21 protein-coding genes and 4 tRNA genes are annotated in these 22,733 nt (G+C 64.4%); 13 read left to right on the top strand and 12 right to left on the bottom strand.

Features of this window, described 5'->3' with window-relative positions:
* Nucleotides 1–4: 4 nt before the first annotated feature.
* Genes OLSU_RS08815 through OLSU_RS08800 form a run of 4 tightly spaced genes read right to left on the bottom strand, consistent with a single transcriptional unit; the run spans nt 5 to nt 4,691 of the window.
* On the bottom strand, nt 5–1,312 hold the full coding sequence (locus OLSU_RS08815; RefSeq protein WP_013252595.1) for a Stp1/IreP family PP2C-type Ser/Thr phosphatase: 1,308 nt from the start codon (nt 1,310–1,312) through the stop codon (nt 5–7).
* The gene (locus tag OLSU_RS08810; protein WP_013252594.1) at nt 1,309–1,722 is read right to left on the bottom strand and encodes an FHA domain-containing protein; all 414 of its coding nucleotides are present in this window, start codon (nt 1,720–1,722) and stop codon (nt 1,309–1,311) included. Before OLSU_RS08810 ends, OLSU_RS08815 begins: the two co-directional genes overlap by 4 nt.
* Nucleotide 1,723: 1 nt before the next feature.
* Nucleotides 1,724–2,866: an FhaA domain-containing protein gene (locus tag OLSU_RS08805; RefSeq protein ID WP_013252593.1), complete on the bottom strand. Its 1,143-nt coding sequence runs from the start codon at nt 2,864–2,866 to the stop codon at nt 1,724–1,726.
* Entirely contained in the window at nt 2,853–4,691 is a 1,839-nt protein-coding gene (locus OLSU_RS08800) for a serine/threonine-protein kinase (protein ID WP_148219080.1), read from the bottom strand. The genes OLSU_RS08805 and OLSU_RS08800 overlap by 14 nt, the downstream gene beginning before the upstream one ends.
* A gap of 88 nt (nt 4,692–4,779) precedes the next feature.
* Here OLSU_RS08800 and OLSU_RS08795 point away from each other — a divergent pair.
* Nucleotides 4,780–4,866, top strand: a tRNA-Leu gene (locus OLSU_RS08795).
* A 102-nt stretch (nt 4,867–4,968) separates the two neighbouring features.
* Here the strand turns inward: OLSU_RS08795 and OLSU_RS08790 are convergent.
* Nucleotides 4,969–5,193, bottom strand: coding sequence for a DUF6724 family protein (locus OLSU_RS08790; protein WP_013252591.1), 225 nt, complete (start codon nt 5,191–5,193; stop codon nt 4,969–4,971).
* A 117-nt stretch (nt 5,194–5,310) separates the two neighbouring features.
* Between OLSU_RS08790 and serS the strand changes: the two genes are divergently transcribed.
* Nucleotides 5,311–6,597, top strand: coding sequence for a serine--tRNA ligase (gene serS, locus OLSU_RS08785; RefSeq protein ID WP_013252590.1), 1,287 nt, complete (start codon nt 5,311–5,313; stop codon nt 6,595–6,597).
* A gap of 154 nt (nt 6,598–6,751) precedes the next feature.
* Nucleotides 6,752–7,144 (top strand): hypothetical protein, encoded by a 393-nt coding sequence (locus OLSU_RS08780; RefSeq protein WP_013252589.1) that lies wholly within the window; start codon nt 6,752–6,754, stop codon nt 7,142–7,144.
* 66 nt (nt 7,145–7,210) lie between these two features.
* Here the strand turns inward: OLSU_RS08780 and OLSU_RS08775 are convergent.
* From OLSU_RS08775 to gluQRS, 4 genes are all read right to left on the bottom strand, one after another.
* A tRNA-Arg gene (locus tag OLSU_RS08775) sits at nt 7,211–7,287 on the bottom strand.
* 108 nt (nt 7,288–7,395) lie between these two features.
* A tRNA-Arg gene (locus tag OLSU_RS08770) sits at nt 7,396–7,472 on the bottom strand.
* Between the two features lie 100 nt (nt 7,473–7,572).
* Nucleotides 7,573–7,663 (bottom strand) — tRNA-Ser (locus tag OLSU_RS08765).
* Between the two features lie 31 nt (nt 7,664–7,694).
* The gene (gluQRS, locus tag OLSU_RS08760; protein WP_013252588.1) at nt 7,695–8,711 is read right to left on the bottom strand and encodes a tRNA glutamyl-Q(34) synthetase GluQRS; all 1,017 of its coding nucleotides are present in this window, start codon (nt 8,709–8,711) and stop codon (nt 7,695–7,697) included.
* Nucleotides 8,712–9,043: 332 nt separating this feature from the next.
* On the opposite strand from gluQRS, the gene arcC reads away from it, so the two are divergent.
* Nucleotides 9,044–10,012, top strand: coding sequence for a carbamate kinase (gene arcC, locus OLSU_RS08755; RefSeq protein WP_013252587.1), 969 nt, complete (start codon nt 9,044–9,046; stop codon nt 10,010–10,012).
* Between the two features lie 160 nt (nt 10,013–10,172).
* On the opposite strand, the gene OLSU_RS08750 is transcribed toward arcC, so the two are convergent.
* Nucleotides 10,173–11,159: a helix-turn-helix transcriptional regulator gene (locus tag OLSU_RS08750; protein WP_013252586.1), complete on the bottom strand. Its 987-nt coding sequence runs from the start codon at nt 11,157–11,159 to the stop codon at nt 10,173–10,175.
* Nucleotides 11,160–11,438: 279 nt separating this feature from the next.
* Here OLSU_RS08750 and OLSU_RS08745 point away from each other — a divergent pair, with 279 nt between their 5' ends.
* The 4 genes from OLSU_RS08745 to OLSU_RS08730 all read left to right on the top strand — a co-directional run bounded on the left by OLSU_RS08745 (nt 11,439) and on the right by OLSU_RS08730 (nt 16,236).
* A complete protein-coding gene (locus OLSU_RS08745) occupies nt 11,439–12,893 on the top strand; it encodes an APC family permease (RefSeq protein WP_013252585.1) in 1,455 nt (484 codons plus the stop codon).
* Nucleotides 12,894–13,080: 187 nt separating this feature from the next.
* Nucleotides 13,081–13,716 (top strand): hypothetical protein, encoded by a 636-nt coding sequence (locus tag OLSU_RS08740; RefSeq protein ID WP_013252584.1) that lies wholly within the window; start codon nt 13,081–13,083, stop codon nt 13,714–13,716.
* Nucleotides 13,717–13,916: 200 nt separating this feature from the next.
* Nucleotides 13,917–14,975: a putrescine carbamoyltransferase gene (gene ptcA / locus OLSU_RS08735; protein WP_013252583.1), complete on the top strand. Its 1,059-nt coding sequence runs from the start codon at nt 13,917–13,919 to the stop codon at nt 14,973–14,975.
* A 46-nt stretch (nt 14,976–15,021) separates the two neighbouring features.
* Nucleotides 15,022–16,236 carry an agmatine deiminase family protein gene (locus OLSU_RS08730; protein WP_013252582.1) on the top strand — a complete coding sequence of 405 codons (1,215 nt, stop codon included), beginning with the start codon at nt 15,022–15,024 and terminating at the stop codon, nt 16,234–16,236.
* A 56-nt stretch (nt 16,237–16,292) separates the two neighbouring features.
* Here OLSU_RS08730 and OLSU_RS08725 read toward each other — a convergent pair whose 3' ends face one another.
* Nucleotides 16,293–17,210, bottom strand: a complete 918-nt coding sequence (locus tag OLSU_RS08725; RefSeq protein ID WP_013252581.1) for a YitT family protein — start codon at nt 17,208–17,210, stop codon at nt 16,293–16,295.
* A gap of 192 nt (nt 17,211–17,402) precedes the next feature.
* Between OLSU_RS08725 and OLSU_RS08720 the strand changes: the two genes are divergently transcribed.
* From OLSU_RS08720 to OLSU_RS08700, 5 genes are all read left to right on the top strand, one after another.
* Complete coding sequence (locus OLSU_RS08720) at nt 17,403–18,029, top strand: QueT transporter family protein (protein WP_013252580.1); 627 nt, start codon at nt 17,403–17,405, stop codon at nt 18,027–18,029.
* A gap of 5 nt (nt 18,030–18,034) precedes the next feature.
* Nucleotides 18,035–19,261 carry a glycosyltransferase gene (locus OLSU_RS08715; RefSeq protein WP_013252579.1) on the top strand — a complete coding sequence of 409 codons (1,227 nt, stop codon included), beginning with the start codon at nt 18,035–18,037 and terminating at the stop codon, nt 19,259–19,261.
* A complete protein-coding gene (locus OLSU_RS08710) occupies nt 19,258–20,604 on the top strand; it encodes a sensor histidine kinase (RefSeq protein WP_013252578.1) in 1,347 nt (448 codons plus the stop codon). Before OLSU_RS08715 ends, OLSU_RS08710 begins: the two co-directional genes overlap by 4 nt.
* A gap of 62 nt (nt 20,605–20,666) precedes the next feature.
* Complete coding sequence (locus OLSU_RS08705; RefSeq protein WP_013252577.1) at nt 20,667–21,410, top strand: LytR/AlgR family response regulator transcription factor; 744 nt, start codon at nt 20,667–20,669, stop codon at nt 21,408–21,410.
* A 26-nt stretch (nt 21,411–21,436) separates the two neighbouring features.
* The gene (locus OLSU_RS08700) at nt 21,437–21,889 is read left to right on the top strand and encodes a metallophosphoesterase family protein (protein WP_013252576.1); all 453 of its coding nucleotides are present in this window, start codon (nt 21,437–21,439) and stop codon (nt 21,887–21,889) included.
* Nucleotides 21,890–21,939: 50 nt separating this feature from the next.
* Here the strand turns inward: OLSU_RS08700 and OLSU_RS08695 are convergent, their stop codons facing one another.
* Nucleotides 21,940–22,662, bottom strand: a complete 723-nt coding sequence (locus OLSU_RS08695; RefSeq protein WP_013252575.1) for a phosphatase PAP2 family protein — start codon at nt 22,660–22,662, stop codon at nt 21,940–21,942.
* Nucleotides 22,663–22,733: the final 71 nt, after the last annotated feature.

Genomic DNA, 22,733 nt, shown 5'->3' with positions numbered 1-22,733 from the left:
CCACCTACCTGCCCCCCTCGCCCGTCGTCTGCCTGCCGCCATCCGTCTCGCCCTCGGGGGTCGCCGGGTTGGCGGAGCTGGTGTCGGTTCCGGTCTTGGAGCGGTCTGCAGTTACTGCGGCGGCGCTCTTGTCAGCGTCGATCTGGTCGCGGTAGCTCTCTATGGTCACGCGGGCCTCCTCCTCGCTGCCTACGCGCAACCCGTCCCTCAGGCTGTCCTGCACGCTCGTCGGGAGGTCCTTCGTCTCGACGGAGCTCGTGGACGAGAGGCTCGACAGCTGGAATCCAAGGATGTCGCCCTGGACGCCGTGATAGACGGCGACGGTCCCGTTGTGGTCCGCCAGATACCAGGACGCGTTAACGAAGGCCGCGCTGACGCCTATGAGTGCAGCGGCGAGCACGAGGCCGACGACGCCCGCGTCAAAAAGCCAGCGCCTGCGCTGCCTGCGATGAACCTCGGCGAGTCCGTCATCGTTGACGTCTACCACCACGACGGTGACGTTGTCATGGCCGCCTGCCTCGAGCGCCGCAGCGACGAGGTTGTCGGCCGCCGTCTGAGGCAATGCGCTCGACACGGCTATCGCCTCTATTTCTGAGTCCTCCACCATGGACGAGAGGCCGTCGGAACAGAGGACGATGCGATCCCCCGCAGATATGTCGAGCGTGAAGTGATCGGCGTACATGTCCGGGTCCGAGCCCAGGGCGCGGGTAATGACCGAGCGCGAGGGGTGGACCCGGGCCTCGTCTGCGGTGATCTCACCGGCGTCGACCAGCTCCTCGACATAGGAGTGGTCGTGAGTCAGCCGTACCAGGGTCCCTTGGTGGAGCAGGTAGATGCGTGAGTCACCTACGTGTGCAACGGCTACCTTGCTGCCCTCGATGTGCACGCAGGATGCCGTGCATCCCATCCCCGGCTTGCCCAGGCCTTGGGCGGCACCCTCGATGACGGCGGCATTGGCGGCTTCCACGGCGGCGCCCAGCAGCACGTCGTCGGCATGAATGGGCGCCCGTGCGCCGATGGTCTGCACGGAGATGCTGCTGGCGACCTCCCCGGCGGCATGGCCGCCCATTCCGTCGCACACGGCGAACACGGGGGGCTGGACAAGGAAGGAATCCTCGTTGTGTCCGCGCACCAGCCCGACGTCCGTGCGCGCACCCCAGGCGATGCTCGATGTGGCCCCGCTCCTGGCGTCACCGCCCTCGCGACTCTCCAGGGGCAGGGTGTCATGGCCCGGACTGTTGACGGGCTCCTTGCGACCGTGCCCGGAAAGCATCGTCTCGAAGTCCGTCCTATGTAGGGGGATGCCCGTCATCGGCGGCTCGCACGCATGATCGCGTCACCGATCTGTATCTCGTCCCCGTCGCGCAGCGTCACCGGCTGCCCGATGGGGTGGCCGTTCACGAGGGTCCCGTTGGTTGAGCCCAGGTCCTCGAGGACGAGTGCCGGGCCCTGTAGGGTGAAGCGCGCGTGTGCTGCGGAGACGAACGGCTCGTCTATCACGATGTCCGAGGACGGCGCGCGTCCGATGACGACGGGTCCCAGCACGTCGACGTGCAGGCCCCGCAGGGACTTGGTCCCCTTCTCCACGTCGACGGACCAGATGGCGGCATCACGACGCTGTCCGCGCACCAAGCCGATGCCCGTCTTGGCGACGGTGAGGAGGAAGGCGTAGAGCAGGACGACGAGCACGAGACGACCTGCGAACAGGACGAGGTCGATCATGTCAGCCCTCCCTGAACTCGAGGTTCATGAGGCCGACAGTGATGAGGTCGCCGTCATGCAGGATGCAGCTGTCGACGTCCGTGTCGTTCACGAGGGTCCCGTTGGTGGACCCCAGGTCCCTGAGGTGCCAGCTGCCCCCGTCATAGCTAAGCTCGGCGTGCCGCCGCGAGACGTTGGGGTCACGCAGCACGATGCCGCCCGGGGTGCGCTCGCGGCCCACGATGGTCGAGGGCGCCTTCGCGTTGTAGGTGCGTCCGCTCTGGTGGTCGATCAGCAGGCAGCCCGGCGCATCGGCTTCAACGGCGACCTGTGCTTGGGCCTGCGCCCGCTGGGGGTTGACCAGGGGGACGTTCCTGCGCTGGGTCGCGGGGACGTCCATCGCGGCGGCAGGGCTCGCCATCACCCCGTCCAGCACGCTGTCCGGAATGACGTTGAGCCCCGCGGAGGCGTCGGAGGAGATGTTGCCGACCAGCGGCGCAAACTCACCCGCCGCCGTCTCGTCGCGTATGGCGGCGACGTCGCTGCGGCGCGTGCCATGGCGTGCGACGGAGACCCGGCCCTTCGGCGTAGGCACGACGTCACCGCTGCCGGCCGCCGCCCCCTCGCCCTTTGCGGACCCTTCGGGCTCGGGGATGGACCTCGGCTGTTCCTGCGCTGCAGCGGCGACGGGCCGCGGCGCCTCCACGACGTCTTGCGCCATCGCCTTTGCGGCGCCGCCCAGACCCATGGAACCTGACAGGAACGCGTCCTCCTCTGCCCGCAGGCGCGCGAGGGTGGACGCGTCCACGTTCTCGGCAAACACGGCGAACTTGCCGCTCCTGAGCGAGGGGTCGACCATGAAGCGTGCAAGGGGCTTACCGACGAAGACGTAGCTCCTGGACTGCGCCTGCGCCTCGACGAAGGCGGTTATCTCCTGGGTGAGCTGGGCGTACAGGGGCCTCATGGCCACGTCGTCTGCGCTCGAGACGAGGATGGTGTACAGGGCCGGTGCGGTGTCGATGCCATCGATCTCGTACGTTTCGGCCTCGAGTTCACGGGCGGCCTTCTTGGCAAGCTTCCTGAACGAGAACGGGGCGGTGTAGCCCTGCGGCGCCCCGCCAAAGGCGTCGCTTACGCGACTCTCGAACGTCCTAAGCAAGTTCATGTATGTCCTCAACCTCCTCGCCCTCGCCTCGAGGGCCCCTCAGGTGGGTTGCCAGGCACAAAAGTACAGTCAAGAGTACCTCAATCGCAACGGCACTCCACTTTGGAGCTGCCCATATGCCGCCATTCTCCACTCGCACCGCCACGACCTGCGCTGCCACGAGCACCACGAGCCCCAGGATCTGTCCCGCGATTCCCGACGCGACCGTGCCCCTCCAGCGGTCAATCGCCCCCGCTGCCCCCGCCGCAGCCGCGACTCCCGCGATGGCGACCCACGTGCCTGTGGTGACCAGCTGGCCGAGGAGGTCCTGCGCAACGGGCCCCGCAGCGAAGCCCGAGGCCAGGCAAGCCCTGAACAGCAGGGCGAAGAGGTACGCAAGCACCGACGTGAAGGCGGCGCGCAGGGGAGTGAGGGCCATGGCGGCCAGTCCCGCCCCCGCACCGGGGCACACCAGCACCGCGGGCGCCAGCAGCGCGGTGGCTGCGAGTCGCTCTGACCTGCCGATTGCGATCCACCACGCGAGCGTCGCTGCGCCCAGGGCCGTTGGGAGCAGGACTTCCGTAGCGTCTTGCGCACCGTTCGCAAGGGCACAGACGCATGCCGCCATGGCGAGTATGCTTCCCAGGGGGGTCCATGCGGCGGCGCATGCCGCGACGAGCGCGCATCCCATCAGGGTGGTCTGTGGGCCATCGCCCAAGGCGAAGGGGAGGGCCTGGTAGGCTACGAGAACGCTGCCCGCCGCCGCCCCCATGCGCGCCACGCAGCCCGAGAGCCAGGGATAGCGGTAGGCCACGGGCAGGGCGCGCAGGTCCCTCTCGGCCATCCCGTCGCCCTCGTCGTCCGTCGTCTGCTCGAGGAGGCCCCTGATCGACGACGCCCCCTCATCCGCATCCCCCAGACCAAAGACCAGCTCATTCGAGAACGCGTCCACAGAGGGCAGGCGCCCGGAGGGGCTGGCCGAGACCGACTGCAGCAGGACCTCCTCGGCCATGCCCGCAAGGGACGGGTTCGCCTTCGAGGGCTTGCGCCGGGCCCCCCGCTCGATCTTTGCCAGGGACTCCTCAGCCGTCCCTGCTGCAAAGGGGTTATCGCCCGTCAGTGCGTACCAGGCGACGACGGCGAGCGCGAACACGTCGCTTCTCTCGTCGACCAGGCCGCCTTCGATCTGTTCGGGGGGCATGTAGCCGATGGTGCCCCCCCGCGCGTCCCCATAGCCCGTGGCCGAGGCGAGCGTCGCCATGCCGAAGTCGCAGAGCTTGACCGCACCCGAACGGTCGAACATGATGTTCGACGGCTTTATGTCCAGGTGCAGCACGCCGTTCTCGTGGGCGAACGCCAAGGCGTCGCAGAGCGATCGAACCATGTAGGCACACTCGTCGGCGGTGAGGGTGCCCCCCTCGACGCGGGAGAGCAGCTCGGTAAGCGTCATGCCGTCGACGTACTCCATGACCAGGTACGCGTAGTCGTGGTCGTTCTCGAAGTCAAACATGGTGACGATGTTGGGATGCGCGAGCATGCTCGAGGTCCGTGCCTCGGCAAGGGCTTCGCTCATGGTCGCTGCCCCGCCGCTGTACACGCCCCGTATTGCGAGTGGCATGCGCTTGATGGCGACCCGACGCTGGAGCCTGGTGTCCCAACAGGTCAGAACCGTGCCGAAGCCTCCCGTTCCGCATGAGGACATGACGCGGTAACGGCCCAAGAGCAGCTGCTCGTTCGGCCGAGTCTGTCGTATGGGCTGTGCCTGTGTGGTCGATGGGTCCCTCACGGCTCTGACCTCGTTCGTCGGTTTGGCGGTGTTGGGGGCAAGAGCGAGCCTGTATCGCACATTTTAGCTTCCCTTGCGACAAAGGCGAGGCGAGGTGGGAAAAATCTGTTGCCAACCAGATTTGGGTAGTAGTAGAATCTCGACTCACGCGGGCGTGGCGGAATTGGCAGACGCGTACGGTTCAGGTCCGTATGAGAGCAATCTCATGAAGGTTCAAGTCCTTTCGCCCGCACCATGGCAAAGCAGAAGTCCCCGCACTTGAAGTGCCGTGTGGGGACTTCTTTCTATGTTGCATGGCAGACGTCCTGCACCCTCGAGCCTAGGGTGCCGCGCGAGGCTACTTGTTGTCCTCCTCGAACTCGCTCCAGCCAGACTCGTCATCTTCGTCGTCGAAGAGGTCCCAGTCGCTATCGGTCTTGCGATGGTTCCTGTAGCGCCGTCGCGTCCTACGCTCAAGGACGAACGCGATGACCACGAAGACGACGATGCCCCCGAGGACCAAAGCTCCCACGCCGGCCCGTGTGCCAAACAGCCAGCCGAAGAAGTTGCCGATAGCCTCCATGCGGTGCCCTTTCTGTTGGGGAGACTGCTTTCGAGCCCCACAAGTATATACTTGGTGAGCTGCGCCATCCCGTCTCACGGGTTGAGGCGTGCCGTTTCGATTCTGAGGGGAAGCAAGATGCTCGACATCAAGTTCGTCAGGGAGCACCCCGACGCCGTGGACGAGTCCTGTGCGTCGCGCCAGAACGCCCATTGGGACCGCGAGAGGTTCTTCGATCTCGATGAGGAGCGCCGCTCCGTCATCGTCGAGGTGGAGAAGCTGCAGGCCGAGCGCAACGCCATCTCCAAGCAGGTGGGCCAGCTCATGCGCGAGGGCAAAAGGGACGAGGCCGAGTCCGCAAAGGCCCAGGTGAGTGCCAACAAGTCACGCATCGCCGGGCTTGAGGAGCGTCGCGGCGTCGTGGAGAAGGAGCTCCTCGACCTGCTCTCCGCCATCCCCAACATCCCCGACTCCTCCGTGCCGTATGGCAAGGATGACTCTGACAACCCCGAAGTCCGCGCCTGGGGCGAGCCGCGTCGGTTTGGCTTCGATCCCAAGGCACACTGGGACCTGGGCCCCGCCACCGGCATGATCGATTTCGATCGCGGCGTGAAGCTGGCGGGGTCACGTTTCTACCTGCTGGGGGGCATGGGTGCCCGCATGGAGCGTGCCCTCATCAACTTCTTCATCGACATGCATGTTCGGGCGGGATTCAAGGAATGGTGGCCCCCCGTCATCACCAACTACGACTCGCTGTTCGGGACGGGCCAGCTCCCCAAGTTCGACGAGGACCTGTTCCACGTGAGCGGAGGGATGTACCTCATTCCCACGGCGGAGGTCATGCTGACCAACATCCACCGCGACGAGACCCTCGACGCATCCCAGCTCCCGTTGCTCTACACCGCCTTCACCCCATGCTTCCGTGAGGAGGCTGGCTCCGCTGGCCGTGACACACGCGGCATCATCCGCGTCCACGAGTTCGACAAGGTCGAGATGGTCAAGTTTGCCAAGCCAGAGGATTCCATGAGCCAGCTCGAGTCCATGGTCGCCGAGGCCGAGCTTTGCCTCAAGACTCTCGGACTGCCCTATCACGTCGTCACCCTCTGTACAGGGGACATCGGGTTCTCGGCGTGTAAGTGCTACGACATCGAGGTGTGGCTGCCTAGCTACAACAGCTACAAGGAGATCTCGTCATGCTCCAACTGTGGGGACTTCCAGGCGCGGCGCGCCAACATCAAGTACCGTGACCCCTCCGAGTTTAAGGGCGCCCGCTACGTCCATACGCTCAATGGCTCCGGCCTCGCCGTCGGCCGTACGATGGCCGCCATCATGGAGAACTGCCAGAATGCGGATGGCTCCATCACGGTCCCCGAAGCCCTCGTGCCCTACATGGGTGGCGTTGACGTCATCCGGCCCGGGGCCTAGCGAAAGGGTGCCCGCGCCCCTGCTGCGTCATCTGCTGCGCCGATGGCCCTCGGGGACTCCTGGCGCCGCTCTGTCGAATCAACAGAACATGTGTTCTGTTTTTGCCTCAGGATTGGTATACTGTGACAAGAGGAAGCGGAGACGGGAGGGTACCATGGCCGGGCTGAGCGTTGGGGAGAGCGGGGGCATCGCGGGTGGCATCGTCGCGCGTGTCGTCAGGGGTGACAACAGGCGGGAGATACTTCTTAGCGTCGGTTCGTCGGGTGTAAGCATACGGCAGATTTCCGAGGGTCCTGCGCTGGGAGGCGCCTTCGGCAGCTCGCTGCGTCGTGAAGAGCTGCGTATCGAGCGGGAGGACGTCGAGGCGATGAGGCGTGCATTGCGGACCCCAGGTGAGCTGGGGAGTGCTTTGGAGGAGTACTTTGCAGGGGAGGCGCACTCGTTTAGTGACCTAGAGGATGTTCTGGACCGTGCGTCTGTACCCTATGCCCTGACTGCCTGGGGTGACAGCACAATCATCTTCCGTCCCCGACACAGCTGCTGCTGAGCAGTTTTTGCAAGGGGGCGTCGCCGCAGTAAAAAGCGGGACCCCGAGGGCCCCGCTCGCGTCCGCTGGTGCGGCGTACAGGATTCGAACCTGTGACGTTCTGATTCGTAGTCAGACCCTCTATCCAGCTGAGGTAACGCCGCGTTGCGGATATTAGGATGCCACCCCCGGAGGGGAGAGTCAAGTGCGAATGGCGGGTAATTGCCTTGGCCCAAAAAAGCGGGACCCCGAGGGGCCCCGCTCGCGTCCGCTGGTGCGGCGTACAGGATTCGAACCTGTGACGTTCTGATTCGTAGTCAGACCCTCTATCCAGCTGAGGTAACGCCGCGTTGCGGATATTAGGATGCCACCCCCGGAGGGGAGAGTCAAGTGCGAATGGCGGGACAAAGACAAAACCCAGCCGGAGATCCGGCTGGGTCAGTGTGCCCTGGCGGAGAGCTGGGGATTCGAACCCCAGATAGGATTTGGTCCTATACTCGCTTAGCAGGCGAGCACCTTCGGCCTCTCGGTCAGCTCTCCATTCATGGTGCTAGGGAATGATACCCCACAACTACGAGGGCCCACAAGGGCAAGTCCGGAAAGAGGGACAATCGTCCACGACCACGTTGTCCCGGTGGGACACAAGGGCGTCCCACGAGAAGCGCTCCAGCAGCTCCTCGGTCGAAAGGGCCTCGCCCCTCTCGGCCAGACCGACGGCATGCGCCAGCCAGCCAATGATCTGCGCTGAACCTACGCCCCTCTCGCGCAGGACGCCCAAGTCGAGGTCATGGTCCCGTTTGGAGAGGCGTCTCCCCTCCGGGGTGACCAGAAGGGGGACGTGCGCCCACACTGGCGTCGGGAGCCCAAGCAGGTGGGCTAGGTAGCTCTGCCTCGCCACGGAACCAAGGAGGTCGCGGCCCCTCACCACCTCGCTCACGCCCATCAGCGCGTCATCCACTACGACTGCAAGCTGGTATGCGACAACCCCGTCGCTCCTCTGCACCAGGAAGTCGCCGCAATTGCGCGCGAGGACCTCATGCCGTGAACCGTACGTGCGGTCGGAGAAGCCGATCGTCCCCGCAGGATCCTCGGCGTCCGGTACACGCAGCCTCATCGCCGCTGGACGCAGCTTGCGTAGTCGGGCGACGTCTGATGGAGAGAGGCTGCGGCAGGTTCCCCGATAGACATAGGTTCCGTCGGAGGCGTGGGGTGCGCTGGCGGCGTGCAGCTCGCTGCGGGTGCAGAAGCACGGGTAGGTGAGTCCACGCCCCTCGAGCCGTTCCAGCGCCTCGAGGTAGACCTCCGTTCGCTCGCTCTGGAAGTAGGGGCCCTCGTCCCACGAGAGGCCCAGCCATTCGAGGTCGCGCATGAGGTCTTGCGCACAGCGGCGTCTCCGTGCGCGTGGGTCGAGGTCCTCTATGCGCAGAATCACCCGTCCCCCCTGCGAGCGCGCGGATTCCCAGGCCATGAGAAGCGAGAACACGTTACCCAGGTGCATACGACCGGACGGCGTGGGTGCAAAGCGCCCAACGACCTTGCTCGCCCCCGCCCCTCGGCGGGGCGTATATGAACCTATCTCAAGTTCCATAGGGGCTATGGTATCGCTCCTGCGGGCCATGGTTTTCGGGCCGGCGCGCCCATGCCACACCCTCCGCGCGGCAGTCCTGTCCGCATTGCGTGAGCCCTGATGCCACGTGCCATGCCATATGATTCGAAATATTGGATTTAATCACATATATAAACAAATAAATGAGTTGATATTTATACCTTACCTTTGAAAACAGAAAACGTACCGTTTATAGAATCCAATAAAACCTCGACATGGAGATTAGCGGAGGGCTATATTTTGGTACCTGAGATAGTTCCGTTCGCCCGGACTGCCTCGTCGGTTCGTACCAAGCGTACTAAGGAGAAGGAAGAATGTCCAAGGCATACGGCAAGCCCAATCGCGTCGTCATCGCCCTCGGCGGCAACGCCCTCGGCGACACCCCCGAGGAGCAGGTCGCCCGTGTTCGCGCCGCCGCCCCCACGCTGCTCAGAGTCATCGAGCAGGGCAACGAAATCATCATCACCCACGGCAACGGCCCGCAGGTCGGCATGATCCAGAACGCCTTCGTCTGCGCTCACAAGGACGACCCTGCGAGGATCCCCGCCATGGACCTCCCCGAGTGCGGGGCCATGTCCCAGGGCTACATCGGCTACCACCTGCAGCAGGCCATCGGCGCCGCGATGCACAAGGAGTACAAGCGCTGGCACGTCGCCTCCGTCGTCACGCAGATCGAAGTCGATCCCGACGACGACGCCTTCAAGAGCCCCACCAAGCCCATCGGCGCCTTCATGAGCAAGGAGGAGGCCGATGGCGAGCTTGCGAAGCACCCCGACTGGACCATGGTCGAGGATTCCGGCCGCGGCTGGCGTCGCGTCGTCGCCTCGCCCGAGCCCAAGAAGATCGTCGAGTACGAGAGCATCCTCAACCTCCTCGACAACGAGTTCATCGTCATCGCCTGCGGCGGCGGTGGGATCCCCGTCGTGCGCGACTACAACGACAAGGGCGCCTACAGGGGCGTTGCGGCCGTCATCGACAAGGACATGGGTGGCGAGCTCCTCGCAGAGGACTGCTCCGCCGACACACTGGTGCTCCTGACCGCCGTGGACCATGTCGCCATCAACTTCGGCAAGCCCGACCAGGTCGACCTCGAGGACATCTCCGTCGAGGAGGCCGAGCGCTACGTCGCCGAGGGCCAGTTCGGCAAGGGCTCCATGGAGCCCAAGGTCAGGGCAGGAATCAAGTTCGCCAAGTCCCGCCCCGGCCGCACCTGCGTCATCGGCTCGCTCGAGAGGGCGGCCGAGGCCATGGCCGGTCTCTCGGGCACCCGCATCCACGCCTAATCCGATCGGTCTTCCAGACTCCGCATTGAGGCGGGCTGCGACCAAAGTCGTGGCCCGCCTTTGCGCGCCTGCGGCCTTTCTGCTCACGGGCTCTTCTGGTGCTGCGGGTGGATGCCGTCCTTGGCGCGACCCACGCCGCCGCCCTTGCCCCAAGTCGCCCTTAGCTTGCCCAGAAGCTCTGCCGAAGCTCGTCTCGATTCGCGACCGCACACTTCCTCATGATGTTGTGCAGGTGCGTCTTGATGGTGCCTTCGGCCAGGGTCAGCTCGCTGGCGATCTCGCGGTTTGATCGCCCCTCCAGAGCCAGAGACAGGATCTCGCGCTCGCGTCGCGAGAGACCGTGCGCCGCCGCATAGCCTGGCGGGCGTTCCTCTATGTGGTCGATAAGGGGGCCTGCGGCTTCGCGCCCAGAGCCCGGCATCGCCGGGGGCTCGTTGAAGCGAAGGCGCAGCATCTCTATCGCGGGCTTGCATACGACGTATGCCAGATAGACCATCATCACGTTCTCAGAAAAATTGCGCGACGAGAGGAACAGGCCGACAAAGGCGCTGTGGTCATCGGGAACGGACGCGATGAGTATCACGTAGGTGTCCTCGACGAGGATGCACCCCACCAGAGCAAGCAAGACGACGAACATCGTCTTGCGCCTTGCGAGCCGCTGACGCATCACCTCGTCCTTTGTGGTACGAAACGCTCGATAGGCATATCCCAGGCAGGTAAGGAGGAACAGCTGCCGCAGGCTGTAGAACAGCCATTGCGTCCCGGGCCCATAGGACCCTAGCGTTAGCACGAGACCCTGCGCAAAGGCAAAGGCCGCCCCTGCGCCGCAGGCGTACAGGGGCCTCGTGACGTCGATCATCTCGAGGACGACGACCCAGAACGAGACTAGGATGAACGTGCCAAGCGCGATGCGCAGCATGGGGTTGTCGACCGCGTAGTAGTTACTGGCGTCGATGGACCCCACGTTCTGTGCCATCCACTCGCTGCCGAAGATGCTTGCGAGCTCTAGGAAGTAGAAGACGAAGAAGAGCCCCTGGGGAATGTAGCGGACCCTATGGGAGACAAGGTAAGCCGCAAGGCAGATGGATGCGGTGACCATGCATACCAGGAGCAGGGCAATCGTGTATACGAAGAAGAATAGGCTCACGTGTCACCCTCCCTGCTGCTGCATGTCACCCAGATGGGGATCAGAAGTCCAGTGTAGGCCAACACCCCCTCTCGCCACTAGCGGGCCTGTCATTCAGCTCTCGATAAATACGCAGGTATAAGATGGTTTAAACGAGATTTGGACGGTTTGGCGCCACATAAACCCGTTTGTCCTTTACGCGATCGCCGGTCGAGTGCCACCTTTGTCGCATCGAGGGGGCGGCATGTGCCCCGCCAAGACAGCGAGGGGCCTGGTGGCCCGCGAAAGGAGGTTGCCGGAATGGGCGAGAAGAAGTTCAGCTTCGTGAGCGTTATCCTCTCCGTCATTTGCGTCGTGTTCGTGGCCGAGGCCTGCGCACCCGCATCGGCGATAGGCAACGCCCAGTTCTTCTGGTGGATCTTCCTGATCATCACCTTCCTGCTCCCCTACGGCATGGTCGTGGCGGAGCTGGGGACCACCTATGACTCCGACGGCGGACTCTACGACTGGGTCCGCGACGCCTTCGGGGACAGGTGGGGGGCCCGCGTCGCCTGGTACTATTGGATCAACTTCCCCCTCTGGATTGCCTCCTGTGCCACGCTGTTTCCGGACATCTTGGGCATGGTGTTTGGCTGGGAGTTCGGTCTTGTTGGCAAGATGCTCGTCGAGCTGGCCTTCGTGTGGGTCGTCATTGCGATGTCCTTCTCGAAGGTCTCCGACTCCGCCTGGATCCTCAACGGCGGCGCGGTGCTCAAGGTGGGCATCGCGGTCGTCGTCGGGTGCCTGGGCATATGGTTCGCGGCAGATAACGGCTTTGCGAATGACATGTCACCAGCGACCTTCCTGCCTGACCTCGCCAGCACCAGCGCAATCTCGAACCTCTCTGTCATCCTGTTCAACTTCATGGGATTCGAGGTCATCTGTACCTTCGCCGGCTCGATGAGGGACCCCGAGAAGGACATCCCCAAGGCCATCATTCTCGGTGGTATCGCTATCGCCGCCATCTACCTGTTCGCCTCGTTCGGCATCGGTGCCGCCGTCGCGTCGGACTCCATCGATCCCGACTTCGGCATGATCGTCGCCGTCCGGGCCATGGTGGGAGACAGCGCCGTCTTCAAGGCCATCGCCCTGGTCTTCCTGGTGACCCTCTTCGCCAACATGGCCTCGTGGTCCTTCGGCGTGAACTTCGTCGCCGACTATGCCGCGAAGCATGGCAACATGCCCGCGGTCTTCGCGCGCGAGTCCCAGAAGACCGAGATGCCCAACGGCGCCGCCGTCGTGGACGGCGTCGTGGCCTCGCTCGCCCTCTGCCTGCAGCTCATTCCCAACGAGACGATCTCCAACAACATCTTCTGGATGCTCTTCTCGATGAACGTGGTGTTCCTGCTCATCTCCTACATCCCGATGTTCCCGGCCTTCTCCAAGCTCCGCAAGGTCGATGCCGCCCGCCCACGCGTGTTCTCGTTCCCCTTCGGAGGCGTCCTACAAACCGCCATGCTCGCCATTCCCTGCGCCGAGCTCGTCCTCTCCATCGTCGCCACGGTGTTCCCCAAGGATGCCATGGGCACCTGGTCTATGTCTGGCGACTGGACGATGGTGATGGGCGTGGTGATTTTCATCGCCCTGGGCGAGGTCGTCCGCATCGTCTCGGCGCGGGGTCGCGAGGAGGAGTTTGCGGGCCTTACGCCCGAGCTCGCCGGCCGCCGTCTGGCGGAGGAGTCGGCAACGGAGACTTCGCGGATTGCGGGAAACTGACGCAGGGGTTTGTCGGAAGCACTGCTTGCCACTGACTTGCAAGGATATTTTGAGCGCGCCTCCCGAAAGGGGTGGCGCGCTTGCCTTGTCGCGCGATAGTGGGTAGGAGAGTCGTGGAGAAAGTTACCGTGATATGACTCCGCTGCGCGCCAAGGGGACGCATGCCTAGGAAAGGGGAGAGCTGCTGATGGAGGACTTTTCGCTGGGTGTTCCGGAGCTCGTCTGCCGCTGGCGCCTCTCCAACAGGACGCTCCCGCTCGGGAACCGCCACCTTCGCGCCCTAGGACACCGTCGGGTGGGGGGCAAGCCCCTCGACAGGCAGCTCGTCGCCTGGGCGAAGCAGCACGTCGAGTGGACCCTTGCGGATGGTTCCGCAGCCTATCCCGATGGCGTGCTCATGCTGGTAGTGGACGAAGAGGGCAGGGCGGCCATGACGGTCGGCCCGTATGAAGGTCTCGCCAAGTCGCGCCTCTCAAGCCTCCTTGGCCGTGTCGACCTGGCGGCCAAGGAGGCGGCAAGGACGTGCGTGGCCCCCGAGAGCTTGTGGCTGGTCCGCAGTGGGACGCTGCTCTGGGGTATCGACCAGGACCTGTTCCCCTCGGGCGCGGCGACTTTGGTGGAGGACCTTGCGCTGACGCTGGGATGCAGGGTAGAGCGTGCGAGCGGGCTGCTGGATGACGTCCGGTCCAGGCGCATGAACTTCGACGAGGCGTTTCTCGTGTCAGACGAGCTGGGTGTCGTCTTGGCATCCGACGCCGAGGGGCCCGAGGGAAGGCGTTTTCGCGCAAGCTACCAAAAGCTTCTCGAAAGGGCCGGAAGATAGCCGACCGATCATTCCCGAGGCGCCGCCACGAGCCGCATGACAATGGGGGTTTAGCCGGGGTATAACCGCCCCCGAGACCAAATAACTCCATATAAACTGGCATTTTGGCAGAGGACCGCAGATGATTGGCCCAACAGGGTCCGCACCAGCGACCCGGAAGCCGGGCCGAGAGGCTACGTTGCGAACAGAGGGAGAGCGCCATGGCAATGCCCAAGGACTTCATCGACTCCAACGACTTCACCAAGGAAGAGATCCTTGCCATCGAGGACCTCGGCCTTGCGATGAAGAAGGCCATCGAGGTTGACGGCTACTACCCCCACCTGCTGCGCAACAAGTCCCTTGGCATGATCTTCCAGCAGGTCTCCACCCGTACCCGCCTCTCCTTCGAGACGGCCATGACCGACCTCGGTGGGCACGCCCAGTTCTATGGCCCTGGTACCATCCAGCTCGGTGGCCACGAGTCCCTTGGCGACACCGCGCGCGTCATGGGTTCGCTGCTCGACATCATGATGGCCCGCGTCAACCGTCATGCCGATGTGGCTGGCCTTGCCAAGGGCTCCGCAGCACCTGTCATCAACGGCATGTCCGAGTTCAACCATCCCACCCAGGAGATGGGCGACCTCATGACCATGCTCGAGAACCTTCCCGAGGGAAAGAGGATAGAGGACTGCACTCTCGCCTTCATAGGCGATGCCACACAGGTCTGCGTCTCCCTCATGTTCATCTGCTCAAAGATCGGCATGCATTTCGTACAGTTTGGCCCCAAGGGTCACCAGATCACCGACGGCGGCCTCCAGGTCGAGGACAAGGTCGACCTGCTCGCCATCGGCGAGAAGAACTGTGAGGGGTCCGGTGGCACCATCGTGATCTCCGACGACGTCGCGTGCATCAAGGGTGCGGACTTTGTTTACACCGACGTGTGGTACGGCCTCTACGACCAGGAGGAGGGCGGCGAGTCCTACATGGACGTCTTCTACCCCAAGTACCAGGTCACCATGGACATGATGAACTACGCGTCCCCCAGCTCCAAGTTCATGCACTGTCTGCCCGCCACCCGCGGCGAGGAGGTCACCGACGAGGTCATGGACAACCCCGAGCGCTCCCTGTGCTGGGTCGAGGCGGAGAACCGCAAGCACTCCATCCGCGCCCTCCTCGCCGCACTGGGCGAGCGCACCCCGCTGGGCGACGAGGACGACGAGTATTCTGCCAAGGCTGAGCTGCACGTCGCGCTCGACAAGATCGACGCCCTGCAGGCGTAGTCGCGCACCCGTATAGGTTCTCCGAACACGTCAGGGAGGTTCTGCAATGCGTACCATCACCGAGTCCGAGTCCACCCCCAAGGCAGACGGCTTCCACATGCCCGCAGAGTTTGCCGAGCAGAAGCGCGTGTGGATGGGTTGGCCGCGCCGAACCGACACCTGGTCCTTTGGCGCCAAACCCGCACAGAGGCAGTATGCCGCCATCGCGCGGGCCATCGCAGAGTTCACCCCCGTCATCATGTGCGCCAACGAGGGAGACTATGCCAACTGCAAGGCGGTCTTCGAGAACGACGAGGGCGTCACCGTCCTCGAGATGACAACCGATGACGCATGGTTCCGCGATACCGGCGCCACCTTCGTCGTGGATGACAAGGGCGAGCTTCGTGCCAACAACTGGCGCTTCAACGCCTATGGCGGCATGGTTGACGGCCTGTACTTCCCTTGGCGCGCAGACGACGAGATCGCGCAGAAGATGGCAGAGATCGCGGGTGCACGCACCTACCGTCCCGATGACATGGTCCTCGAGGGCGGCTCCATCACCGTCGATGGCGAGGGTACCGTCGTCGTCACTGACCAGTGCCTGCTCTCGCCGGGCCGCACCTGCTCTGCGGTCATGGCCGACGAGGAGGACGTAGACACCATCTGGCCGAGGCATGCCCGCAAGTTCGAGCCCTGGAGCGAGGCACTGCGCGAGTACATGACCGAGCATCTCAAGGAGTATCTGGGTGTGGAGAAGGTCATCTGGGTCAAGGAGGGCATCGATCCCGAGGAGACCAACGGCCACATCGACGACGTGGCAACCTTCGTGGCCCCCGGCGTCATGGCTTGCATCTGGTCCGACGACCCCAGCTACCCGTTCTACAGCCAGTGCCACGACGCATATGAGACGCTCTCCAGCGCGACGGACGCCCAGGGCCGCAAGCTCAGGGTCTACAAGCTCCCTATGCCCGCCAATCCGCTCTACATGACGCGGGAAGCCTGCGACTCCATCGACGTCGACGAGAACGCCGAGCCCCGCGTCCCGGACGAGCCCCTGATCGCCTCCTACATGAACTACCTCGTCACCAACCATGGCGTCATTACCCCACAGTATGGCGACGAGAACGACCAGCTGGCCATCGACACCCTCCAGAGGATCTACGACGAGACTTGGGGCGAGGGCGTCTACAGGGTCGTTGGCGTCAAGTCCGACCAAGTCGTCTATGGCGGCGGCAACATCCATTGCATCACTCAGCAAGAGCCCGTCGCGCGGGCGAGGTAGCCTTGCGCCCGTAAGGCGGGTGCCGTCCGTGGCCCCAGGACCGTCTGGGGCCACGGTTACGCTCCGCGGAAGCCCCTGCCCACTATCTCGGAGCTGCTCACTATGGTGATGAACGCCTGTGGGTCCCTCTCGCGCAGGAACAGCCGCAGCTTTGACGCCTCGCGCCGCGTGAGGACCGTGACCAGAACGGTTTCCGTTCGACCTGAGAACCCGCCACGCTCCTCCCGGACGGTTGCGGTGCGGCGCAGCACCTTCACGAGGAACTCTAGCACGGCGTCGGGACGCCTGCTGATGACGGTGCAGACCTTGCGCATGTTGACGCTCTCGATGACGGTGTCCACGACGAAGGCCTTGGCCACCAGGCCCAGGATGCAGTAGAGGCCCGTGCGCGCCCCATAGAGCAGCGCGGCCGTAAGGACGATGATCGCGTCCACGATCAGAAGGGCCTTGCCGATCTCGAGCGAGCTCCTCTTCCTCAGGATCATCGCCAGGATGTCGGTGCCGCCGGTAGACGCCCCTATGTTGAAGACGATGGCGCTTCCCACGGCGGGAAGCAGGACCGCAAAGATGAGTTCGAGCAGCGTGTCGTTGGTGAGGGGCTGAGAGAGCGGGATGACCCACTCGAGGAGCGAGACGTATGTGGACAGGGCGAAAGACGAGTAGACGGTCCATCCCATGGTCCTCCTGTCCAGGAAGACGAGTCCCAGGGCGACGAGGGCGGCGTTCACGAACCACATGAACGCGCTGACCGGGAGGGTGGGGAAGAGGGTCGAAAGGATGATGGAGAGACCCGAGGTCCCGCCCATCGCAAAGTGGTTGGGGGCCTTGAAGACCATGACGCCTACCGCAGTGAGGAAGAGGCCGAAGTTGAGGGTGGCAAAGAACTTCAGCCTGCCGGGCTCCTCTCGGCTGTGCGCCACCTCTTCCCCTGCCTTGACTTCGCCTTGGCTGAGCTGGTCCCCGATGGCCTCCATTGGCCCTCTTTCGCACGTGGGTGTATGGCCGACAACGACTGGTGGTGCGCTGCCGTAGTGACAAAGCCAACAATACTCTTGCGATCTCGTCGCCATTCTATCGTAGTCGTGACCTGCGCGGTAGAATGGCGGTGTTTCTTACGTCGGTCGTACGCTGCGGCGTACGGCCCAAGACTCAGGGGGTACCATACGTTGTTCGCTTCTCCCAACTCAACTAAGAAGCGCCTCCCGCCCACCCACGTCACGCGCATCGCCATGATCGCTGCGCTCTATGCCACCCTTACGTTGGTGGCGCTGCTGTTTTTGGGGGGGCTTGCCTGGGGGCCCATCCAGTTCAGGATCTCCGAGGCAGTCTGCGTGCTGGCATTGCTCACGGCAGACGCCGTCCCCGGCCTCGCCTTGGGATGCGTCATCGCAAACGTCGCCAACATCGCACTCTCGGGCGCTGGCATGCTGGGCATGCTTGATGTCGTCTTCGGTTCGCTTGCCACGCTCGTCGGCGTCTCCATCACGTACCACCTGCGTCGCCGCCCTCATCTCGCCCTGCTGGGCCCCGTGCTGTCCAACGCCCTCATCGTGCCCGCCTACCTGCCGCTCATCCTGCGGGGTTTGGGCTTCTACGCCATCCCGTTCACGACCATCGCGCTCGACGGCTCCTACCCGCTGATGTACCTCTTTGGTCTCGTCACCACGGGTCTGGGGGAGGCGGTCGTGCTCTATGTCCTGGGGCTTCCCCTCTACCACGCTCTCGCCGACAGCCCACTGGCCAAGGCCCTGGAAGAGGACGACCTCGCCGCGCCCGACCCCGAAGGAGCCTAGCCAACGTGAATCCCGTAGTCGTCATCCCCTCCTACTGGGCCGAGAAGGACGAGTCGGCGGAGATCGGGAGGATTGGCGCGTACGACCATGCGACACCAATCGCGAAGCCCGTGCCCGAGCTCGAGACCTGCCTGGCCTCGCTGGACAAGGTGCGCGGCGTGCTGCGGGTCATAGTGCTCCTTGTCGCGCCGTCCTCGTGCGAGGCGGCGGCACGCGCTCGCGTCGATGGCATCTGCAGGATGCACCCCACGCTCAATGCCCTGGTCGTGGGACAGGAGGAGGCCTCCGTGGTCTCTGGCGTGGTGGAGGACGTCGCCCCCCGACTCGACCGCGAGTCCGTGTCGCTGCGTGGCTACGGGGCCATACGCAACATGGGCCTGGCCGTCGCCGCGATCCTCAACCATGATGTCGTGGTCTTCCTTGACGACGACGAGATCGCCCTCGACGAGAACTTCCTCGTGGATGCCGTGTACGGTCTGGGACTGGCTACGCGCCAGGGCCTGCCGATCGTCGCCAAGAGCGGCTGCTTCCTGAACGAGAAGGGCTCGCCCTATGCCCGCGTGGAGAGGCCGTCCCTGCGCGACCGATGGTGGTCCAAGCGCATGGAGTTCAACCAGTGGATGCACCGCGCCCTTTCGGGTACGCGCATCTCTCGCTCCAACCATGTGTGCGGAGGCTGCTTCGCGGTGTCGGCCAGGGCGTTCACGCGCGTGGGATTTGATCCCGCCATCACCCGTGGCGAGGACCTCGACTACCTTTTCAACCTGCGCATGCAGGGCATCGATGTGTGGTTTGACAGCGCCTGGCGCGTCCGCCACCTGCCGCCACCCATCCCGTCGAGGGCGGCCCGCTTCCTACAGGACGTCTATCGCTGGGAGTACGAGGTCGAGAAGATCGCTGCTGGGAACGCCCGCATCGGAAACCGCCAGATACGCGCCGAGGCGCTGCGTCCCTACCCCTCCGAGTGGATATCGCCCAGCGTGCGCCGCCGCATCGCCCTGACTTCGCTCGCGCGCGCCATCCTCGGCCCCGAGCGCAGTGCCTACCTCGGCATCTTCCTCCTCGGCCGCCTGCGGGCTCGTGCGTGGGCGCAGGCGCACGCTAGCAGCTACTTTGCCTTTCAGACGCATTGGCCCCAGATCATGGCGACCCTGTGGGACAACAGGCTGCTTGCGCGCAAGATCTTAGGCTTGGGTACGCCCGGCAGGCCCGAGGGGGATGGTCGCGCATGAGGAGGTGGCTTGTCTCCCACTACATGGGGATGGTCCACGTGGTGCTCAGCGTCACGACGGTGGCCCTCCTCGCCCTGCTCTCATGGGGCATCGCCCAGAGCAACATCATCGCCGCCATGCTTGCCGGTGCCGGCCTCGCCGTCGACATCGTGATGGGCGGCTCGACCCTGCTCGTCCCGGAGGACCTGCGCTCCCAGGCAACCGAACGCACCCTGCGCGTCGCATCGGGCACCCTCACCTACATGGCGGCCGGTCTCTCTCCCGAGAGCTGCACGGCCGTGTGCCAGCTCCTGCTTCCCGAGACCGCCGCGGCTGCCATCGCCATGACCGACGCCCGCGCGACGCTCGCCTTCGTGGGCGATGACATCAACGGCTTCCGTGCGGGGGAACGTCTGGCCGGCCCTACCAAGGAGGTCATGGAGAGCAAGCACATGCAGACCTTCACGGTCTTCGATCGCAACGAATGGATGGGCTCCGGGGGCGAGGACGAGCCCACCGAGCGGGAGCGGCTCTTCCCCGTCGGCATCATCGCTCCGCTTGTGGTGGCCGACCGCTCGGTGGGAACGCTGCGCCTCTACTATCGTCACGGCCGGGACGTCGATCGTACCCAGCTCGCCATCGCCCGTGGCCTGGCCGAGCTCCTCTCGACCCAGCTCTCTGCCTACGAGCTCGACCGTCAGGCGGAGCTCACCGCCCGTGCCGAGGTGAAGGCCCTCCAGGCGCAGATCAACCCTCACTTTCTGTTCAACACGCTCAACACCATCGCGTCGCTTACCCGCACCAACCCCGACAAGGCCCGCAACCTCCTGCGCGAGTTCTCCGTCTTCTACCGTCGCACGCTCGAGGGCTCCCAGTCGCTCATACCGCTCTGCGAGGAGCTCGAGCAGACCCGCCGCTACCTCAAGATCGAGAAGGCGCGCTTCGGTGAGGATCGTATCGTCGAGACCGAGGCCGTCGAGCCTGGCTGCGGATCTGTCAAGGTTCCGAGCTTCATCGTGCAGCCCATCGTGGAGAATGCCGTCCGCCATGCCATGCGCGACGAGGGACCGCTCCACATCGACGTCCAGGTCGCAACCGATGGCGACGACGTCCTTCTCGCCGTGGCGGACGACGGCCTGGGCATGGACGAGCCCATCGCGCGTCGCCTGCTCGAGGGTTCGTCTCAGGACATACCCAAGAGCAGCAATGGCTCGGGCATCGCGTTGCGCAACGTCGCCGAGCGCATCGAGCGCTTCTATGGCATCGGCTCGGGCGTCGAGATTATGAGCAAGTCTGGTGAGGGCACCTGCGTTACACTTCGTCTGGTCGGCGTCGCCCCGCGCAGCGCCATCACGCAGAGGTGATATGCTCGCCGTCCTGCGTGACGTTAGGTCTTTGACCGCCCCAGGGCGGAGAAAGTTGGGTGATGGACGTGTTGAACGCACTCATTGTCGATGACGAGGCACCCGCGCGCTCTGAGCTCAGGTACCTGCTCGAGGAGACGGGTCGCGTCGCCTCCATCGAGGAGGCCAGCAACGCTCGTGAGGCCGTGGAGGCTCTCGTCCGCGGCAAGGAGGGCTCGGAGCAGAAGGCGGACGTCATCTTCCTGGACATCTCCATGCCCAAGACCTCGGGCATGCAGCTCGCCGAGGCCTTCCACACGCTCAAGAACCCTCCTGCCGTCATCTTCGTGACCGCATACAGCGAGTATGCGCTCGAGGCCTTTGAGGTCGACGCCGTCGACTACCTCATGAAGCCCGTTGAGACGGACCGGCTGCTGCGAGCTCTCGACAAGGTCGAGGCCCGTCTCAAGCCTCCCGCGGCCCCACATGTCCCGACGGAGCGCATCCCCGTCGAAAAGGGCGGGCGCAAGGTGCTCGTTCCCGTTGCGGAGATTCGCTACATCGAGGCCAAGGACGACTACTCCTGCATCTACACCGACCTCGATCGCTACCTCTCGACGGTCTCCCTCGCCAAGCTCGAGCAGAAGCTCGTCCCACATGGGTTCTTCCGCGTTCACCGTGGCTACATCGTGAACTTGGACCACGTGGAGGACATCGAGGTCATCTCGAGTGGCATTCTCCAGCTCGGCCTCAAGGGCGTGGACGAGAAGAAGATACCCGTCTCCCGCCGCCGCGTCGTCTCGCTCAAGCGGGCCCTGGGCCTCTGACGGATGCCCGGGACAGGTGGGAACCCATGCGCTACGACATAGTCTCTGACACCCACGGCCATCTCTCCCCGGAGCTTCTCGAACGGCTTCGGGGAGCGGACGTGATAGTGCATGCCGGAGACATGTGCTCTCCTTCGGACCATCGTGCACTCGCTGCCATCGCACCTCTCAGGCAGTGCCTCGGCAACAATGACTACGCCCTTGAGTACGGACCCCTTGTCAAGCGCGTGACCAGGTTCTTCTCGGATGGGATGAGATGGGAGGTCTGCCATTATCGCGAGCGTCTCGATCTGGAGACCTGCGACATCGCGATCTGCGGGCATACGCACCGGCCCTTCGTGGGTCGGGACGAACGCACCGGCGCGCTCGTGATGAACCCCGGAAGCCCCAGCTTCCCGCGAGGATCGGCCCCGACGATGGGTCGCATCGTCTGCGATGGCGGCGTGGTCGTGAGCGCGGAGATCATCGCTCTGGACTAGCCCGCCCAGACCTGCGGCTGGCCCCAGGAGCATGGCGTCTTGACCGGGTCCTACCTTCCCGTCCCCGTCGTCGAGTGCGTCTCTGCCCCCTCGCGGCGTCCCCCGCCTTCGTCTGGCTCGGGCAGGAGCAGCGGCACGAAGACCTTGGTGTAGAAGGCCAGCCAGGCAAGCGACACGCAGAAGCCGGCGAGCACGTCGGACGCGTAGTGGACCCCCAGGTAGATGCGGCTGAGACCAACGGCCACGATGACTAGCGCGAACCCGGCCAGGCAGAGGTGCTTCACGAAGTGGTCGCGCTCGTAGTGCCAGACCATCCAGGCCAAAAGCCCGTAGAACGCCATCGCCACCATGGAGTGCCCCGAGGGGAAGCTGTAGCCTGTCTCGGCGATGAGGCGGAAGCCTTCGGGACGTGGGCGGTGGACGATCTCCTTCAGGGCAAGGTTGAGGAGAAGCGCCAATGCCAGGTTGAGCGCGGCACAAAGGCCTGGCCTGCGTCCGGGCGCGAACGCCTCCACGGCCAGCAGCATGACCACTAGGACGACGGGGAGGGCCAACTCGGAGATCGACTGCATGACAGGCGTCAGCCACTCTCGGCGCATGTGTACGACGACCAGCTGATAGGCGGCGGAGTCAAGCTGTGTCAGCTCCCCTTCCAGCACTTCCTGCATCAACCATAGGAACACCACCACTGCCATCAGGGCGACGATGGTACGCGGGTTGTTGCGGATGAGCGTCCGCAGGGAATGGGACAGCTGTCGGACGTGCGAGCTCATGGGCGTGCCTCCCTTGCTCCGGGTCTCGGGGTCGGTTGCGCCTGGGCCGTGCCCCAAAAGGGACAGGGCGC

It is taken from the genome of Olsenella uli DSM 7084 (assembly GCF_000143845.1).
Taxonomy (GTDB): Bacteria; Actinomycetota; Coriobacteriia; order Coriobacteriales; family Atopobiaceae; genus Olsenella; species Olsenella uli.
The sequence above is the reverse complement of the archived record's forward strand: the minus strand, read 5'-3'. Positions and strand labels throughout refer to the sequence as shown.